Origin of the sequence: Streptomyces marispadix, from assembly GCF_022524345.1 — a bacterium.
In the GTDB taxonomy this organism is placed as follows: Bacteria; Actinomycetota; Actinomycetes; order Streptomycetales; family Streptomycetaceae; genus Streptomyces; species Streptomyces marispadix.
On the sequence record NZ_JAKWJU010000002.1, the window covers coordinates 4109887 to 4125012 of the forward strand.

The following is a 15126-nucleotide window of genomic DNA, read 5'->3' on the forward strand; positions in this document are numbered from 1 at the left end:
ACGCGCGCATGGCAGCGAGGAGACCGCAGGCGGGGACGGACGCGGGAGAGACGGAGGGGCCGGCGGACCCGGCAGGCACGGCCCGACTGCCGGACTACACCGCGTACTTCGGCGATCAGGACGGGCACGTATGGCTGAACACCGCGCACCAGGGGCCGATGCCCGCCTCCGCGGTGCGTGCTGCCTGCGAGGCGGCACAGGAGAAGGCCGCTCCGCATCTCATCCCCGACGGGGCCTTCATCGAGCGGCCGGAGCAACTGCGCGGCCTGCTCGCCGCGTTCGTCGGAGGGAGCCCGGAGGAGATCGTGCTCGGCGACAGCACCTCCCACGGCCTGAACGCCATTGCCTACGGCCTCGGTTGGCGGGAGGGAGACGAGGTGCTGTGCGTCGAGGGCGACTATCCGGCCACCGTGCTGCCGTGGCTCGCACAGCGACAGCACGGTGTACGGGTGCGATTCGTGCCGCGCGGTCCGTACGGCTTCGTCGACCCGGAGCGGGTACGTGACACGATCACGCCACGGACCCGGGTGTTCGCGCTGACCTGGGTCGACTCCTTCACGGGGGCGGCGGCGGACCTCGGAGCGCTGGGCGGGATCTGCCGCGCGGCCGGGGTGCTCTTCGTCGTGAACGGCTCGCAGGCGGTGGGCGCACGCCCCGTCGATGTCGCGGCGGCGCCCGTCGACGCGCTCGTATCGTGCGGCTACAAGTGGATGTGCGGTCCGTACGGCACGGGATTCGCCTGGCTCGCACCGTCTCTGCTCTCCAAGATCCAGGCGCGGCGCGTCTACTGGCTCGCCCAGCAGCGGGGGAGGGGACTGGAGCACATGCGCTCCTACACGATCGAGGACGTCGGCGTGCGCGGCCTTGACGTGTTCTGTCCCGCGGCCTTCCTCAACACCGCTGCCTGGAAGAGCGCCGTCGAACTGCTCGCGCACATCGGCTCCGAGGCCGTGCACGCGCACGGGCAGCGCCTCGTCCAGCGGCTCCTGGACGGAATCGACCGCGAGCTGTACGAGCCTGTCGGGCCGAGTACGCCGCCGGAACGCTCGAACCTCGTGGTGTTCCGCCCTCGCCGTGGCCGGGCCGACCGGACCGCCGCGCTCCTCGAACGTGAGGGGATCCACATCGCGGTCCGCGAGGGCAACATCAGACTCGCGCCGCATCTGTGCAATACCGTGCAGCACGTCGACCGTGCACTCGAAGTGCTGAACTGCGCCCCGAGCCGAGGCCGTTGACCGGGCTCCGTCCCCGCCGCGTACCGCCGGAGAGGGTCATCGGGCCGATTGGCACCGGGCAAACGCCTTATGGCACACTGTCCAGGTTGCTCGGTTGAGTGCCGATGCTGCGCGCCTCCCGCCGGGAGGACCGGAAGCGAGTCCCAGCGTATTCGTCGCTCCTCATCAGGAGCGGAAGTACGGGAATCTTCCGGGAAGTGCAGGAGGGGCTTCCAACCAGGCACCCGGTGGGTCCGTACCCCCGAATCCTTCCTTTTCAAGGGAATCCGTCCTGGGTTCATTGCGAGAAGGGGTACGACACGCCCGACCGCGTGGGTCGGGGAGTCGAAGGGCGGACGAAACCCATGGGTTCCAGAGCGTTACGAGAGACAGGACTACGAAGTAGCCATGGCGGGACAGAAGATCCGCATCCGGCTCAAGGCCTACGACCACGAGGTCATCGACAACTCGGCGAAGAAGATCGTCGAGACGGTGACGCGCACTGGCGCGTCGGTCGCAGGCCCGGTGCCGCTGCCCACAGAGAAGAACGTGTACTGCGTCATCAAGTCGCCGCACAAGTACAAGGACGCGCGCGAGCACTTCGAGATGCGCACCCACAAGCGTCTGATCGACATCCTCGACCCGACGCCCAAGACCGTTGACTCGCTGATGCGCCTGGACCTCCCGGCCGGCGTCGACATCGAGATCAAGCTCTGAGGGGTGCGGGAAGAAGATGGCTAAGCAGATCAAGGGCGTCCTGGGTGAGAAGCTCGGCATGACCCAGGTCTGGGACGACGACAACCGCGTCGTTCCCGTGACCGTCGTCAAGGCCGGGCCCAACGTCGTGACCCAGGTCCGCACCGCAGACAAGGACGGCTACGAAGCCGTTCAGATCGCCTTCGGCGAGATCGACCCGCGCAAGGTGAACAAGCCCCTCAAGGGCCACTTCGCCAAGGCCGACGTCACTCCCCGCCGGCACCTCGTCGAGCTGCGTACCTCCGACGCCGGTGACTACAGCCCCGGCCAGGAGATCAACGCCGACACCTTCGAGGCCGGCGTCAAGGTGGACGTGACGGGCAAGTCCAAGGGCAAGGGCTTCGCCGGCGGCATGAAGCGCCACGGCTTCCGCGGCGGCAAGGCCTCGCACGGTGCGCACCGCATCCACCGCAAGCCCGGTGCCATCGGCGGCTGCGCCACACCCGGCCGTGTCTTCAAGGGCACGCGGATGCCCGGCCGCATGGGCAACGAGCGGGTCACCACCCAGAACCTGACCGTCCATGCCGTTGACGCGGAGAAGGGCCTGCTGCTCATCAAGGGCGCGGTCCCGGGTCCGAACGGCGGCCTCGTCCTGGTCCGCACCGCGGCCAAGGGGGCCTGAGGTTAAACCATGACTACCAGTACCGTTGACATCCTTTCGCCTGCCGGCGACAAGGCCGGGACCGTCGAACTCCCCTCGGAGATCTTCGACGCACGGGTCAGCGTCCCGCTGATCCACCAGGTCGTCGTCGCGCAGCTCGCGGCTGCCCGCCAGGGCACGCACAAGACCAAGACCCGCGGCGAGGTCCGCGGCGGTGGCAAGAAGCCGTACCGCCAGAAGGGCACCGGCCGCGCCCGTCAGGGCTCGACGCGCGCCCCGCAGTTCGCCGGCGGTGGCATCGTGCACGGTCCCGTTCCTCGCGACTACTCGCAGCGGACGCCCAAGAAGATGAAGGCCGCCGCCCTGCGCGGTGCCCTCTCGGACCGTGCCCGTCACGGCCGTGTGCACGTCGTCTCCGGCGTAGTGGAGAACGAGATCTCCACGAAGGCCGCGAAGACGCTGCTGGGCAAGATCAGCGAGCGCAAGCACGTGCTGCTGGTCGCCGAGCGCGACGACGAGTCCGCCTGGCTCTCCGCGCGGAACCTGCCCCAGGTCCACATCCTGGAGCCGGGCCAGCTCAACACGTACGACGTGCTCGTCTCCGACGACGTGGTCTTCACCAAGGCCGCCTTCGAGTCCTTCGTGGCCGGTCCGCAGAAGGCCGCCACCGCACAGCTCGAAGGGAGCGAAGCCTGATGAGCGAGGCGACACCCGCGCAGGCGCCCAGCAAGACGTTCTCGGACCCGCGGGACATCTTGATCAAGCCCGTGGTCTCGGAGAAGAGCTACGCGCTGCTGGACGAGAACAAGTACACCTTCATCGTCGACCCGCGCGCCAACAAGACCCAGATCAAGCAGGCCGTCGAGGCGGTCTTCTCGGTCAAGGTCAGCGGGGTCAACACGATCAACCGGCAGGGCAAGCGCAAGCGCACCCGTACCGGTTACGGCAAGCGCGCGGACACCAAGCGCGCCATCGTGACCCTGGTCGAGGGCGACCGCATCGACATCTTCGGCGGCCCGGTCTCCTGACGGAGACAGGACCGTCCGATATCGGACGAGGACTGAGAAATGGGTATCCGCAAGTACAAGCCGACGACTCCGGGCCGTCGTGGCGCCAGTGTCGCCGACTTCGTCGAGATCACGCGGTCCACGCCGGAGAAGTCACTGGTCCGCCCGCTGCACAGCAAGGGCGGCCGTAACAACGCCGGTCGTGTGACCGCTCGCCATCAAGGCGGCGGCCACAAGCGCGCCTACCGAGTGATCGACTTCCGTCGTCACGACAAGGACGGCGTGCCCGCCAAGGTCGCGCACATCGAGTACGACCCGAACCGCACCGCGCGCATCGCGCTGCTGCACTACGCCGACGGCGAGAAGCGCTACATCCTCGCGCCCGCCGGCCTCACGCAGGGCAGCCGCGTGGAGAACGGTCCGGGGGCCGACATCAAGCCGGGCAACAACCTGGCGCTGCGCAACATCCCGGTCGGTACGACCATCCACGCCATCGAGCTGCGGCCCGGCGGCGGCGCGAAGTTCGCCCGGTCCGCCGGTGCGTCCGTGCAGCTCCTGGCGAAGGAGGGCCGCATGGCCCACCTGCGCATGCCGTCCGGCGAGATCCGGCTGGTCGACGTCCGCTGCCGCGCCACCGTCGGCGAGGTCGGCAACGCCGAGCAGTCGAACATCAACTGGGGCAAGGCCGGCCGCATGCGCTGGAAGGGCGTCCGCCCGACCGTCCGCGGTGTGGTCATGAACCCGATCGACCACCCGCACGGTGGTGGTGAGGGTCGTACCTCCGGTGGCCGCCACCCGGTTTCGCCGTGGGGTCAGAAGGAGGGCCGTACGCGCTCGCCGAAGAAGGCCAGCAACAAGTACATCGTCCGCCGCCGCAAGACGAACAAGAAGCGCTAGGAGGCGGGTTTTAGATGCCGCGCAGTCTCAAGAAGGGGCCCTTCGTCGACGACCACCTGATCAAGAAGGTGGACGCGCAGAACGACGCGGGCTCCAAGAACGTCATCAAGACCTGGTCCCGCCGCTCGATGATCGTCCCGGCCATGCTCGGCCACACGATCGCGGTGCACGACGGCCGCAAGCACGTCCCGGTGTTCGTCACCGAGTCGATGGTCGGCCACAAGCTCGGCGAGTTCGCGCCGACCCGCACCTTCCGCGGCCACGTCAAGGACGACCGCAAGTCGCGTCGTCGCTGATGGCGGGGTGTGAAGACCTATGACTGACACCGAAGGGACAACCATGGAAGCCAGGGCCTCAGCGCGCTATGTGCGCGTCACGCCCATGAAGGCCCGCCGGGTGGTGGACCTCGTCCGTGGCTTGCCTGCCACGGAGGCTCAGGCGGTCCTGCGCTTCGCCCCGCAGGCCGCGAGCGTGCCGGTGGGCAAGGTGCTGGACAGCGCCATCGCCAACGCCGCACACAACTTCGACCACACGGACGCCGACAGCCTCGTCATCTCCGAGGCGTACGTCGACGAGGGCCCGACTCTGAAGCGTTTCCGTCCGCGCGCCCAGGGGCGTGCCTACCGGATCCGCAAGCGGACGAGCCACATCACCGTGGTCGTGAGCAGCAAGGAAGGAACCCGGTAATGGGCCAGAAGGTAAACCCGCACGGGTTCCGCCTCGGCATCACCACCGACTTCAAGTCGCGCTGGTACGCCGACAAGCTCTACAAGGACTACATCAAGGAAGACGTCGCGATCCGCAAGATGCTCACGCAGGGCATGGAGCGGGCCGGTATCTCCAAGGTGGAGATCGAGCGCACCCGTGACCGCGTACGTGTCGACGTGCACACCGCACGTCCCGGCATCGTCATCGGCCGCCGCGGCGCCGAGGCCGACAGGCTCCGGGGCAACCTGGAGAAGCTGACGGGCAAGCAGATCCAGTTCAACATCCTCGAGGTGAAGAACCCGGAGACTGACGCGCAGCTCGTTGCCCAGGCCGTCGCCGAGCAGCTCTCCTCCCGCGTCTCCTTCCGTCGCGCCATGCGCAAGAGCATGCAGACGACGATGAAGGCCGGGGCGAAGGGCATCAAGATCCAGTGCGGTGGCCGTCTCGGCGGCGCCGAGATGTCCCGCTCGGAGTTCTACCGCGAGGGCCGCGTGCCTCTGCACACCCTCCGGGCGAACGTCGACTACGGCTTCTTCGAGGCCAGGACCACCTTCGGCCGTATCGGCGTGAAGGTCTGGATCTACAAGGGTGACGTCAAGAACATCGCCGAGGTCCGCGCCGAGAACGCCGCCGCACGTGCGGGCAACCGCCCGTCCCGCGGTGGCGGCAGCGACCGCCCCCGTCGCGGTGGCGAGCGCGGTGGCCGAGGCCGTAAGCCGCAGCAGCAGAGCGCACCTGCCGAGGCCCCCAAGGCCGAGGCGGCGGCTCCCGCCGGTGCGGCAGCAGAGCCCGGCGCTGCCGGGAAGGAGGGCTGACCGCCATGCTTATCCCGCGCAGGGTCAAGCACCGTAAGCAGCACCACCCGAAGCGCACGGGCATGGCCAAGGGTGGCACCGAAGTCTCGTTCGGCGAGTACGGCATCCAGGCCGTCACCGCCGCGTATGTGACGAACCGGCAGATCGAGGCAGCTCGTATCTCCATGACCCGTCACATCAAGCGTGGCGGCAAGGTGTGGATCAACATCTACCCGGACCGCCCGCTGACGAAGAAGCCCGCCGAGACCCGCATGGGCTCCGGCAAGGGCTCTCCGGAGTGGTGGGTCGCGAACGTCAAGCCGGGCCGGGTGATGTTCGAGCTGTCCTACCCGAACGAGAAGATTGCCAAGGAGGCGCTCACCCGCGCCGCCCACAAGCTTCCGATGAAGTGCCGGATCGTTCGGCGCGAGGCAGGTGAGTCGTGATGGCGGCCGGTACGAAGGCCTCCGAGCTGCGTGAGCTGGGCGACGAGGAGCTTCTCGGCAAGCTTCGCGAGTCCAAGGAAGAGCTGTTCAACCTCCGCTTCCAGGCGGCGACCGGGCAGCTGGAGAACCACGGTCGTCTGAAGGCCGTGCGTAAGGACATCGCCCGGATCTACACCCTGATGCGTGAGCGTGAGCTGGGCATCGAGACGGTGGAGAGCGCCTGATGAGCGAGACGAATGTGACAGAGAAGAAGCAGGAGCGCGGCTTCCGCAAGACCCGCGAGGGCCTGGTCGTCAGCGACAAGATGGACAAGACCGTCGTCGTCGCCGTCGAGGACCGCGTCAAGCACGCGCTGTACGGCAAGGTCATCCGCCGTACCAACAAGCTCAAGGCGCACGACGAGCAGAACGCCGCCGGGGTCGGCGACCGCGTACTCCTCATGGAGACCCGGCCGCTGTCCGCGACCAAGCGCTGGCGCATCGTCGAGATCCTTGAGAAGGCGAAGTAGGCAGTTCCGCTGAGGAATTGGCTTGGCAATCAGCCTGGGTACCTCCCAGGACAGTTCCGCCAGGCTCGGCAGGGCGCACCCCGAGGGTGTGACCCTGCCGGGAACCGGCAGACGATCAGGAGATAGACGTGATCCAGCAGGAGTCCCGGCTGCGCGTCGCCGACAACACGGGTGCGAAAGAGATTCTCACCATCCGTGTGCTCGGCGGCTCGGGCCGGCGCTACGCGGGCGTCGGTGACGTCATCGTCGCTACCGTCAAGGACGCGATCCCGGGCGGGAACGTGAAGAAGGGCGACATCGTCAAGGCCGTCATCGTGCGCACCGTCAAGGAGCGCCGTCGGCCCGACGGCTCGTACATCCGCTTCGACGAGAACGCGGCGGTCATCCTCAAGAACGACGGGGACCCCCGCGGCACCCGCATCTTCGGCCCTGTCGGCCGGGAGCTGCGCGAGAAGAAGTTCATGAAGATCATCTCGCTCGCGCCGGAGGTGCTGTGACGATGAAGATCAAGAAGGGCGACCTGGTCCAGGTCATCACCGGCAAGGACAAGGGCAAGCAGGGCAAGGTCATCGTGGCCTACCCTCGCGAGGACCGCGTCCTGGTCGAGGGTGTCAACCGGGTCAAGAAGCACACCAAGGCCTACCAGACCGCTCGTGGTTCGAAGACGGGCGGCATCGTGACGACCGAGGCCCCGGTCCACGTGAGCAACGTGCAGCTCGTGGTGGAGAAGGACGGCAAGAAGGTCGTCACCCGCGTCGGGTACCGCTTCGACGACGACGGCAACAAGATCCGCGTTGCCAAGCGGACCGGTGAGGACATCTGATGACTGCCACCACAGAAGCACCGCGCCTCAAGCAGCGCTACCGCTCCGAGATCAAGGGCAAGCTGCACGACGAGTTCAAGTACGAGAACGTCATGCAGGTCCCCGGTCTCACGAAGATCGTGGTCAACATGGGTGTGGGCGACGCCGCCCGCGACTCAAAGCTGATGGACGGTGCCATCAAGGACCTCGCCACGATCACCGGCCAGAAGCCGGCGGTGACGAAGGCCCGCAAGTCCATCGCGCAGTTCAAGCTGCGTGAGGGCATGCCGATCGGCGCGCACGTGACGCTGCGCGGCGACCGCATGTGGGAGTTCCTGGACCGCCTGCTCTCCCTCGCGCTGCCGCGCATCCGCGACTTCCGCGGGCTGTCGCCGAAGCAGTTCGACGGGCGCGGCAACTACACCTTCGGTCTCACGGAGCAGGTCATGTTCCACGAGATCGACCAGGACAAGATCGACCGGGTTCGGGGCATGGACATCACCGTGGTCACCACGGCGACCAACGACGACGAGGGCCGCGCCCTTCTCCGTCACCTCGGCTTCCCGTTCAAGGAGAACTGACCATGGCGAAGAAGGCTCTGATCTCCAAGGCGAGCCGCAAGCCGAAGTTCGCTGTCCGCGCGTACACGCGCTGCCAGCGCTGCGGCCGTCCGCACTCCGTCTACCGCAAGTTCGGCCTGTGCCGTGTGTGCCTCCGTCAGATGGCACACCGCGGCGAGCTGCCGGGCGTCACCAAGAGCTCCTGGTAACCCGCGCCGTTCGCTCCTCGTGGGCGAACGGACACGGGCCAGCCAGGACTCTCGGTAAGAGCATCAAGGCCGGCCGGGTGCCCGCCGCACACTGCCCAGCGGCTGTGCGGCAGGCCGCCCGCCGACCGTGACCGTCTTACTACGCCGTAGGTCCCCGCACCCCACCTGTCCCGTCCCTGTACGGGGAGAAGGAGGGCGCATACAGGAAACCCCGGCGAGAGAGGCCGAAGGCCATCACATGACAATGACCGATCCGATCGCGGACATGCTGACGCGTCTGCGTAACGCGAACTCGGCGTACCACGACTCCGTCGCGATGCCGCACAGCAAGATCAAGTCGCACATCGCGGAGATCCTCCAGCAGGAGGGCTACATCACCGGCTGGCGCACCGAGGAGGCCCAGGTCGGCAAGAGCCTCGTGCTGGAGCTGAAGTTCGGGCCGAACCGCGAGCGCTCGATCGCCGGCATCAAGCGGATCTCGAAGCCGGGCCTGCGGGTCTACGCGAAGTCCACCAACCTGCCCAAGGTGCTCGGCGGCCTGGGCGTGGCGATCATCTCCACGTCCCACGGGCTCCTCACCGGCCAGCAGGCACAGAAGAAGGGCGTGGGCGGGGAAGTCCTCGCCTACGTCTGGTAACGGAAGGGAACGGAGGCAAAGCAATGTCGCGTATCGGCAAGCTCCCCATCCAGGTTCCCGCCGGTGTGGACGTCACCATCGATGGCCAGGCGGTCGCCGTGAAGGGACCCAAGGGTTCCCTCTCGCACACCGTTGCCGCGCCCATCGAGATCGTGAAGGGCGAGGACGGCGCGCTCGTCGTCTCGCGTCCGAACGACGAGAGCCGGAACAGGGCCCTGCACGGTCTGTCCCGCACGCTGGTGGCGAACATGATCACTGGCGTGACCACGGGATTCACCAAGGAACTCGAGATCAGCGGCGTGGGTTACCGCGTCCAGGCGAAGGGCTCCAACCTGGAGTTCTCGCTGGGCTACAGCCACCCGATCCTGGTCGAGGCGCCGGAAGGCATCTCGTTCAAGGTCGAGTCGCCGACCAAGTTCTCGGTCGAGGGCATCGACAAGCAGAAGGTCGGCGAGGTCGCCGCCAACATCCGCAAGCTCCGCCGCCCCGACCCGTACAAGGCCAAGGGCGTGAAGTACGCGGGCGAGACCATCCGCCGCAAGGTCGGAAAGGCTGGTAAGTAAGCCATGGCATACGGCGTGAAGATCGCTAAGGGCGACGCCTACAAGCGCGCCGCCGCCAAGCGCCGTCACATCCGCATCCGCAAGAAGGTCTCGGGCACTCCCGCCCGTCCTCGTCTTGTGGTGACGCGTTCGAACCGCCACATGGTCGCGCAGGTTGTGGACGACCTGGTAGCCACACGCTGGCTTCGGCTTCGTCGCTCGACGCGTCGATCCGCGGTGGTGACGGCGACAAGAGCGCGCAGGCCAAGCAGGTGGGCGCCCTCGTCGCCGAGCGTGCGAAGGCAGCGGGTGTCGAGGCCGTCGTGTTCGACCGCGGCGGAAACAAGTACGCAGGGCGGATTGCCGCTCTGGCTGACGCCGCCCGTGAAGCCGGGCTCAAGTTCTGAGCCGGTTCCCGCGCTGAGCGGATAAAGGAGAGAGGTAATTCCAATGGCTGGACCCCAGCGCCGCGGTGGCGGCGCCGGTGGCGGCGAGCGTCGGGACCGCAAGGGCCGGGACGGCGGCGCCGCCGCCGAGAAGACCGCGTACGTTGAGCGCGTCGTCGCGATCAACCGCGTGGCCAAGGTTGTCAAGGGCGGTCGCCGCTTCAGCTTCACCGCGCTCGTAGTGGTGGGCGACGGCGACGGCACCGTGGGTGTCGGATACGGGAAGGCCAAGGAGGTGCCGGCCGCCATCGCCAAGGGCGTCGAGGAGGCCAAGAAGCACTTCTTCAAGGTCCCGCGCATCCAGGGCACCATTCCGCACCCGATCCAGGGTGAGGAGGCCGCGGGTGTCGTGCTGCTCAAGCCGGCTTCGCCCGGTACCGGTGTGATCGCCGGTGGCCCGGTGCGTGCCGTGCTGGAGTGCGCGGGCATCCACGACGTGCTCAGCAAGTCGCTCGGCTCCGCGAACCCGATCAACATCGTGCACGCCACGCGTGCGGCGCTTCAGGGCCTTCAGCGCCCCGAGGAGATCGCCGCCCGCCGTGGTCTGCCGCTCGAGGACGTGGCGCCTGCCGCTCTGCTGCGGGCCCGTGCCGGGGTGAGTGCGTAATGGCCCGCCTGAAGATCACGCAGACGCGCTCCGTCATCGGTACGAAGCAGAACCACAGGGACACGCTGCGGACGCTCGGCCTGAAGAGGGTCCGCGACGTATCCGTACGTGAGGACCGTCCCGAGGTGCGCGGGATGCTGCACAGCGTCCGGCACCTCATCACGGTCGAGGAGGTCGACTGAGATGGCTGACTCTTCGTCGGGCAACCCGCTGAAGGTCCACAACCTCCGGCCGGCCCCGGGCGCCAAGACCGCCAAGACCCGTGTGGGTCGTGGTGAGGCGTCGAAGGGCAAGACGGCCGGACGTGGCACCAAGGGCACGAAGGCCCGTTACCAGGTTCCGGAGAACTTCGAGGGCGGGCAGATGCCGCTGCACATGCGGCTGCCCAAGCTGAGGGGCTTCCGCAACCCTGCCCACAAGCAGTTCCAGGTGGTGAACCTGGAGAAGCTGGCCGAGCTGTACCCCAAGGGCGGCGAGGTCACGGTGGCCGATCTGGTCGCCAAGGGCGCCGTTCGCAAGAACGAGCTCGTCAAGGTGCTCGGCACCGGCGAGATCTCCGTGGCTCTGACGGTGACCGTCGACAAGGTCTCCGGCTCCGCCAAGGAGAAGATCACCGCTGCCGGCGGCACCGTCACCGAGCTTGGCTGAGTTCGTTGACTGACTGGCCGGGGACGTCCCAACGGGGCGTCCCCGGTCCGTCGTTCCACGGCGGGCACCGTCGCCGGTAAGGTGGCGGGCACTGTTGGTATCTGTCGACCCCAAGACCGTCACCTCTCGCGCGAGACGCGGGGGGCGCAGGAGGCACCGTGCTCACCGCGTTCGCCCGGGCGTTCCAGACGCCCGACCTGCGAAAGAAGCTGTTGTTCACGCTCGGCATCGTGGTGCTCTTCCGGTTGGGGCAGCACGTTCCGGTGCCGGGTGTCAGCTTTGAGAACGTCAACCAGTGCATGAACGAGGCCAAGGGAAACCAGGGCCTCTTCGGGCTGGTCAATATGTTCAGCGGTGGCGCGCTGTTGCAGTTGACCATTTTCGCGCTCGGCATCATGCCGTACATCACCGCGAGCATCATTCTCCAGCTCCTCGTCGTGGTCATTCCGCGGCTGGAGGCGCTGAAGAAGGAGGGGCAGGCCGGGCAGGCCAAGATCACGCAGTACACGCGTTATCTGACGGTCGCTCTGGCGATCCTCCAGGCGACGGGGCTCGTCGCCACCGCCCGCAGCGGCACCCTGTTCCCGCAGTGCCAGGTACGCGACCAGATCATCCCGGACCAGTCGGTGTTCACGACGGTCACGATGGTGATCTGCATGACGGCCGGCACCGCGTTCATCATGTGGCTCGGCGAGCTGATCACGGACCGCGGCATCGGCAACGGCATGTCCATCCTGATGTTCATCTCGATCGCCGCGGGCTTCCCCGGTGCGCTGTGGGCCATCAAGAAGCAGGGCAAACTCGCCGACGGCTGGATCGAGTTCGGCGCCGTGATCGTCAGCGGTCTCGCAATGGTGGCTCTCGTGGTGCTGGTGGAACAGGCCCAGCGCCGCGTTCCCGTTCAGTACGCGAAGCGCATGATCGGGCGGCGCAGTTACGGCGGCACGTCCACCTACATTCCGCTGAAGGTGAATCAGGCGGGTGTGATTCCGGTCATCTTCGCTTCGTCGCTGCTCTACATTCCCGCGCTGATCGTTCAGTTCAGCGGTTCTCAGGCGGGCTGGGCGCAGTGGATCCAGGCCCACTTCGTCAAGGGTGACCACCCGCTTTACATCGTCACGTACTTCGTGCTGATCGTCTTCTTCGCGTTCTTCTACGTCGCGATCTCCTTCAACCCCGAAGAAGTCGCCGACAACATGAAGAAGTATGGTGGCTTCATCCCGGGCATCCGGGCAGGTCGTCCCACTGCCGAGTACCTGAGCTATGTGCTGAACCGCATCACATGGCCGGGGTCTCTGTATCTCGGACTGATCGCTCTGGTGCCGACCGTCGCGCTGATCGCGTTCGGTGCCCAGCAGAACTTCCCGTTCGGCGGGACGAGCATTCTGATCATCGTGGGCGTCGGGCTCGAGACCGTGAAGCAGATCGAGAGCCAGCTTCAGCAGCGCAATTACGAAGGGTTCCTCCGCTGATGCGTATCGTCCTCGTCGGACCGCCTGGCGCGGGTAAGGGAACGCAGGCCGCGTTCCTCGCCGAGAACCTGTCGATTCCGCACATCTCCACGGGTGACATCTTCCGCGCGAACATCAGCCAGGGCACCCCGCTCGGGCAGCAGGCCCAGGAGTACATGCGTGCGGGCCAGCTCGTACCCGACGAGGTCACGATCGGCATGGCGACGGACCGGATGTCGCAGCCGGACGCGGTGGACGGATTCCTGCTCGACGGTTTTCCGCGGAACATCGCGCAGGCCGAGGCGCTCGACCGTCATCTAGAGGAGCAGGGGCAGCGGCTCGACGCGGTCCTCGACCTGGAGGTCCCGGAGGAAGAGGTCGTCAAGCGGATCGCGGGCCGCCGGATCTGCCGCAGCGACAGCAGCCACGTCTTCCACGCCGAGTACAGCCCGCCGAAGAAGGACGGGGTGTGCGACGCGTGCGGCGGCGAGCTGTATCAGCGGGACGACGACCGCGAGGAGACCGTACGCAAGCGGTTGGCCGTCTACCACAGCGAGACGGAGCCGATCATCGACCACTACAAGCGTCAGGACCTCGTCACCACGATCTCGGCGCTGGGCGAGGTCGGCGAGGTGACCGGGCGCGCGATGCAGGCTCTGGACGCCGCCAGGGACTCGGTCGCCGACTGACGTCCCGGCCGGACGGGACGAAGCGTTCCGTCAGCTCAGCCCGCCGGCATCCGGCTTCGTACACGGTCGCGGTCCCTGGAGGGGCCGCGACCGCGGTGCATACGGCACAGGGCGCATACGGCACACTGAGTGAAGCGGCCCGGCGGGGGCCCGGGGCCGTCACGGCACGACCCCGGCGCCGAGCGGCCAGACCGCAGGACCTGATCCGTAAGACCCGACACGTACGTACCGGCCGAGGCAGGCCGTCAGACACCCGGAAGCAGAAAGAAGGGCACCGCCGCATGGTGGAGATCAAGACCCCGGAGCAGATCGCGAAGATGCGCGAGGCGGGCCTTGTCGTCGCGGCGATGCACGACGCCTGCCGGGCGGCGGCCGTGCCGGGCGCCAGCACCAAGGACCTGGACGAGGTCGCCGCGAAGGTACTCGCCGACCATGGAGCCAAGCCCAACTTCCTTGGCTATGGCGGCTTTCCTGGCAACATCTGCACTTCCGTCAACGACATCGTCGTACACGGCATCCCCGACCGGGCGACCGTGCTCAAGGACGGCGACCTCCTCTCCATCGACGCGGGCGCCATCGTCGACGGCTGGCACGGGGACGCCGCGATCACCGTGTTCGTGGGCGAGGGGCACTCGGCGGAGCTTCACGAGCTGAGCCGGGTCACCGAGGAGTCGATGTGGGCGGGCATCGCGGCCGTGCGCAAGGGGCACCGGCTCGTCGACGTCTCCCGCTCGATCGAGAGCTACATCAAGCGCCAGCCGCGTCCCGCCTCCGGCTCGTACGGCATCGTCGAGGACTACGGGGGCCACGGCATCGGCTCGCAGATGCACATGGATCCGCATCTGCTGAACTACGTGGACCGCAGGCGCGGCCGTGGGCCCAAGCTGGTGCCCGGCCTGTGCCTGGCCATCGAGCCGATGGTGACCTTGGGGACGCCCAAGACGCACGTCCTCTCCGACGACTGGACGGTCAAGACCAACGACGGCACCTGGTCCAGCCACTGGGAGCACTCGGTGGCGCTGACCGAGGAGGGCCCGCTGGTGCTGACGGCTCCCGACGGCGGCAAGGCGAAGCTCGCCGAGCTGGGGATCACGATCGCGCCCGATCCGCTCGCCTGACCGGGACTCCTGAGCCGGACCCTGGCCCTCGCCGGTCTCCCTCCGGCCCGGAGCCCGGCTGCCCCGCGGCCCGTACGCCGGAGTCCGATCGGCCCACCTGGCATAACGATCTTGATAGCCGGGGAGGCTACCCGAATTCGTCTTTGCGGGGCGCTTACCGTAGACTGGCTCGTCGGTCCCGGGGCATCGGTATGCCCGGGGGTCACCCCAGGTAGCCGATCCCGGAAGGTGAAGCGCTAGAGCATGGCCAAAAAACAAGGGGCCATCGAGATCGAGGGCACGGTCGTCGAGTCTCTGCCGAACGCGATGTTCAAGGTGGAGCTTCAGAACGGGCACCAGGTTCTCGCGCACATCAGCGGCAAGATGCGGATGCACTACATCCGTATCCTTCCCGACGACCGGGTCGTGGTGGAGCTCTCTCCGTACGACCTGACCCGCGGGCGGATCGTCTACCGCTACAAGTAGCTCGACAGATCGAGCCGTTGT

Annotated in this window: 25 protein-coding genes and 1 pseudogene; all 26 read left to right on the forward strand. The window is 67.3% G+C overall.

Annotated features, from left to right (window positions below):
- Positions 1–8: 8 nt before the first annotated feature.
- The 26 genes and pseudogenes from MMA15_RS17235 (at position 9) to infA (ending at position 15105) form a co-directional block, all read left to right on the forward strand.
- The gene (locus MMA15_RS17235) at positions 9–1235 is read left to right on the forward strand and encodes an aminotransferase class V-fold PLP-dependent enzyme (protein WP_241060842.1); all 1227 of its coding nucleotides are present in this window, start codon (positions 9–11) and stop codon (positions 1233–1235) included.
- Positions 1236–1622: 387 nt separating this feature from the next.
- Positions 1623–1931 carry a 30S ribosomal protein S10 gene (gene rpsJ / locus MMA15_RS17240; RefSeq protein ID WP_016909683.1) on the forward strand — a complete coding sequence of 103 codons (309 nt, stop codon included), beginning with the start codon at positions 1623–1625 and terminating at the stop codon, positions 1929–1931.
- Between the two features lie 16 nt (positions 1932–1947).
- On the forward strand, positions 1948–2592 hold the full coding sequence (gene rplC / locus MMA15_RS17245; protein ID WP_241060844.1) for a 50S ribosomal protein L3: 645 nt from the start codon (positions 1948–1950) through the stop codon (positions 2590–2592).
- A 9-nt stretch (positions 2593–2601) separates the two neighbouring features.
- Positions 2602–3267 (forward strand): 50S ribosomal protein L4, encoded by a 666-nt coding sequence (rplD, locus tag MMA15_RS17250; RefSeq protein ID WP_241060845.1) that lies wholly within the window; start codon positions 2602–2604, stop codon positions 3265–3267.
- Positions 3267–3599 carry a 50S ribosomal protein L23 gene (gene rplW, locus MMA15_RS17255; protein ID WP_241060847.1) on the forward strand — a complete coding sequence of 111 codons (333 nt, stop codon included), beginning with the start codon at positions 3267–3269 and terminating at the stop codon, positions 3597–3599. Before rplD ends, rplW begins: the two co-directional genes overlap by 1 nt.
- 39 nt (positions 3600–3638) lie before the next feature.
- Positions 3639–4475, forward strand: coding sequence for a 50S ribosomal protein L2 (gene rplB / locus MMA15_RS17260; RefSeq protein WP_070017416.1), 837 nt, complete (start codon positions 3639–3641; stop codon positions 4473–4475).
- 14 nt (positions 4476–4489) lie between these two features.
- Positions 4490–4771, forward strand: a complete 282-nt coding sequence (rpsS, locus tag MMA15_RS17265; protein ID WP_055485903.1) for a 30S ribosomal protein S19 — start codon at positions 4490–4492, stop codon at positions 4769–4771.
- A 43-nt stretch (positions 4772–4814) separates the two neighbouring features.
- A complete protein-coding gene (gene rplV / locus MMA15_RS17270) occupies positions 4815–5162 on the forward strand; it encodes a 50S ribosomal protein L22 (RefSeq protein ID WP_241060849.1) in 348 nt (115 codons plus the stop codon).
- A complete protein-coding gene (gene rpsC / locus MMA15_RS17275) occupies positions 5162–5998 on the forward strand; it encodes a 30S ribosomal protein S3 (RefSeq protein WP_241060851.1) in 837 nt (278 codons plus the stop codon). Before rplV ends, rpsC begins: the two co-directional genes overlap by 1 nt.
- Positions 5999–6003: 5 nt before the next feature.
- Positions 6004–6423 (forward strand): 50S ribosomal protein L16, encoded by a 420-nt coding sequence (gene rplP / locus MMA15_RS17280; protein WP_028433867.1) that lies wholly within the window; start codon positions 6004–6006, stop codon positions 6421–6423.
- A complete protein-coding gene (gene rpmC / locus MMA15_RS17285; RefSeq protein WP_028433254.1) occupies positions 6423–6647 on the forward strand; it encodes a 50S ribosomal protein L29 in 225 nt (74 codons plus the stop codon). The genes rplP and rpmC overlap by 1 nt, the downstream gene beginning before the upstream one ends.
- On the forward strand, positions 6647–6931 hold the full coding sequence (gene rpsQ / locus MMA15_RS17290; protein ID WP_241060853.1) for a 30S ribosomal protein S17: 285 nt from the start codon (positions 6647–6649) through the stop codon (positions 6929–6931). The genes rpmC and rpsQ overlap by 1 nt, the downstream gene beginning before the upstream one ends.
- Positions 6932–7059: 128 nt before the next feature.
- Complete coding sequence (gene rplN, locus MMA15_RS17295; RefSeq protein ID WP_027738919.1) at positions 7060–7428, forward strand: 50S ribosomal protein L14; 369 nt, start codon at positions 7060–7062, stop codon at positions 7426–7428.
- A 2-nt stretch (positions 7429–7430) separates the two neighbouring features.
- On the forward strand, positions 7431–7754 hold the full coding sequence (rplX, locus tag MMA15_RS17300) for a 50S ribosomal protein L24 (RefSeq protein ID WP_241060854.1): 324 nt from the start codon (positions 7431–7433) through the stop codon (positions 7752–7754).
- Positions 7754–8314 carry a 50S ribosomal protein L5 gene (gene rplE / locus MMA15_RS17305; RefSeq protein ID WP_241060855.1) on the forward strand — a complete coding sequence of 187 codons (561 nt, stop codon included), beginning with the start codon at positions 7754–7756 and terminating at the stop codon, positions 8312–8314. The genes rplX and rplE overlap by 1 nt, the downstream gene beginning before the upstream one ends.
- 2 nt (positions 8315–8316) lie before the next feature.
- Positions 8317–8502 (forward strand): type Z 30S ribosomal protein S14, encoded by a 186-nt coding sequence (locus MMA15_RS17310; protein WP_028433259.1) that lies wholly within the window; start codon positions 8317–8319, stop codon positions 8500–8502.
- Positions 8503–8740: 238 nt separating this feature from the next.
- Complete coding sequence (gene rpsH / locus MMA15_RS17315; RefSeq protein WP_241060856.1) at positions 8741–9139, forward strand: 30S ribosomal protein S8; 399 nt, start codon at positions 8741–8743, stop codon at positions 9137–9139.
- 23 nt (positions 9140–9162) lie between these two features.
- Positions 9163–9702 (forward strand): 50S ribosomal protein L6, encoded by a 540-nt coding sequence (gene rplF, locus MMA15_RS17320; RefSeq protein ID WP_241060858.1) that lies wholly within the window; start codon positions 9163–9165, stop codon positions 9700–9702.
- A gap of 3 nt (positions 9703–9705) precedes the next feature.
- A pseudogene (gene rplR, locus MMA15_RS17325) lies at positions 9706–10088 on the forward strand (50S ribosomal protein L18).
- A 43-nt stretch (positions 10089–10131) separates the two neighbouring features.
- Complete coding sequence (gene rpsE, locus MMA15_RS17330; RefSeq protein WP_028433263.1) at positions 10132–10734, forward strand: 30S ribosomal protein S5; 603 nt, start codon at positions 10132–10134, stop codon at positions 10732–10734.
- On the forward strand, positions 10734–10916 hold the full coding sequence (rpmD, locus tag MMA15_RS17335) for a 50S ribosomal protein L30 (RefSeq protein WP_241060860.1): 183 nt from the start codon (positions 10734–10736) through the stop codon (positions 10914–10916). Before rpsE ends, rpmD begins: the two co-directional genes overlap by 1 nt.
- Position 10917: 1 nt before the next feature.
- Complete coding sequence (gene rplO / locus MMA15_RS17340) at positions 10918–11382, forward strand: 50S ribosomal protein L15 (RefSeq protein WP_241060862.1); 465 nt, start codon at positions 10918–10920, stop codon at positions 11380–11382.
- A 158-nt stretch (positions 11383–11540) separates the two neighbouring features.
- Positions 11541–12854, forward strand: coding sequence for a preprotein translocase subunit SecY (gene secY / locus MMA15_RS17345; protein ID WP_241060865.1), 1314 nt, complete (start codon positions 11541–11543; stop codon positions 12852–12854).
- Positions 12854–13522, forward strand: coding sequence for an adenylate kinase (locus MMA15_RS17350; protein ID WP_241060866.1), 669 nt, complete (start codon positions 12854–12856; stop codon positions 13520–13522). Before secY ends, MMA15_RS17350 begins: the two co-directional genes overlap by 1 nt.
- A gap of 281 nt (positions 13523–13803) precedes the next feature.
- On the forward strand, positions 13804–14640 hold the full coding sequence (map, locus tag MMA15_RS17355) for a type I methionyl aminopeptidase (protein ID WP_241060868.1): 837 nt from the start codon (positions 13804–13806) through the stop codon (positions 14638–14640).
- 243 nt (positions 14641–14883) lie between these two features.
- On the forward strand, positions 14884–15105 hold the full coding sequence (infA, locus tag MMA15_RS17360) for a translation initiation factor IF-1 (RefSeq protein ID WP_003948620.1): 222 nt from the start codon (positions 14884–14886) through the stop codon (positions 15103–15105).
- Positions 15106–15126: the final 21 nt, after the last annotated feature.

Coding starts and splice junctions, on each gene's coding strand:
- rplX (WP_241060854.1), top strand. CDS start 7,431: ATGAAGATCAAGAAGGGCGACCTGGTCCAGGTCATCACCGGCAAGGAC.
- rplO (WP_241060862.1), top strand. CDS start 10,918: ATGGCTGACTCTTCGTCGGGCAACCCGCTGAAGGTCCACAACCTCCGG.
- rplW (WP_241060847.1), top strand. CDS start 3,267: ATGAGCGAGGCGACACCCGCGCAGGCGCCCAGCAAGACGTTCTCGGAC.
- rplV (WP_241060849.1), top strand. CDS start 4,815: ATGGAAGCCAGGGCCTCAGCGCGCTATGTGCGCGTCACGCCCATGAAG.
- rpsH (WP_241060856.1), top strand. CDS start 8,741: ATGACAATGACCGATCCGATCGCGGACATGCTGACGCGTCTGCGTAAC.
- rplP (WP_028433867.1), top strand. CDS start 6,004: ATGCTTATCCCGCGCAGGGTCAAGCACCGTAAGCAGCACCACCCGAAG.
- rpmD (WP_241060860.1), top strand. CDS start 10,734: ATGGCCCGCCTGAAGATCACGCAGACGCGCTCCGTCATCGGTACGAAG.
- rplB (WP_070017416.1), top strand. CDS start 3,639: ATGGGTATCCGCAAGTACAAGCCGACGACTCCGGGCCGTCGTGGCGCC.
- rpmC (WP_028433254.1), top strand. CDS start 6,423: ATGGCGGCCGGTACGAAGGCCTCCGAGCTGCGTGAGCTGGGCGACGAG.
- rpsE (WP_028433263.1), top strand. CDS start 10,132: ATGGCTGGACCCCAGCGCCGCGGTGGCGGCGCCGGTGGCGGCGAGCGT.
- MMA15_RS17350 (WP_241060866.1), top strand. CDS start 12,854: ATGCGTATCGTCCTCGTCGGACCGCCTGGCGCGGGTAAGGGAACGCAG.
- rplE (WP_241060855.1), top strand. CDS start 7,754: ATGACTGCCACCACAGAAGCACCGCGCCTCAAGCAGCGCTACCGCTCC.
- rpsC (WP_241060851.1), top strand. CDS start 5,162: ATGGGCCAGAAGGTAAACCCGCACGGGTTCCGCCTCGGCATCACCACC.
- infA (WP_003948620.1), top strand. CDS start 14,884: ATGGCCAAAAAACAAGGGGCCATCGAGATCGAGGGCACGGTCGTCGAG.
- rpsS (WP_055485903.1), top strand. CDS start 4,490: ATGCCGCGCAGTCTCAAGAAGGGGCCCTTCGTCGACGACCACCTGATC.
- MMA15_RS17235 (WP_241060842.1), top strand. CDS start 9: ATGGCAGCGAGGAGACCGCAGGCGGGGACGGACGCGGGAGAGACGGAG.
- rplC (WP_241060844.1), top strand. CDS start 1,948: ATGGCTAAGCAGATCAAGGGCGTCCTGGGTGAGAAGCTCGGCATGACC.
- map (WP_241060868.1), top strand. CDS start 13,804: ATGGTGGAGATCAAGACCCCGGAGCAGATCGCGAAGATGCGCGAGGCG.
- MMA15_RS17310 (WP_028433259.1), top strand. CDS start 8,317: ATGGCGAAGAAGGCTCTGATCTCCAAGGCGAGCCGCAAGCCGAAGTTC.
- rpsQ (WP_241060853.1), top strand. CDS start 6,647: ATGAGCGAGACGAATGTGACAGAGAAGAAGCAGGAGCGCGGCTTCCGC.
- rpsJ (WP_016909683.1), top strand. CDS start 1,623: ATGGCGGGACAGAAGATCCGCATCCGGCTCAAGGCCTACGACCACGAG.
- rplF (WP_241060858.1), top strand. CDS start 9,163: ATGTCGCGTATCGGCAAGCTCCCCATCCAGGTTCCCGCCGGTGTGGAC.
- rplD (WP_241060845.1), top strand. CDS start 2,602: ATGACTACCAGTACCGTTGACATCCTTTCGCCTGCCGGCGACAAGGCC.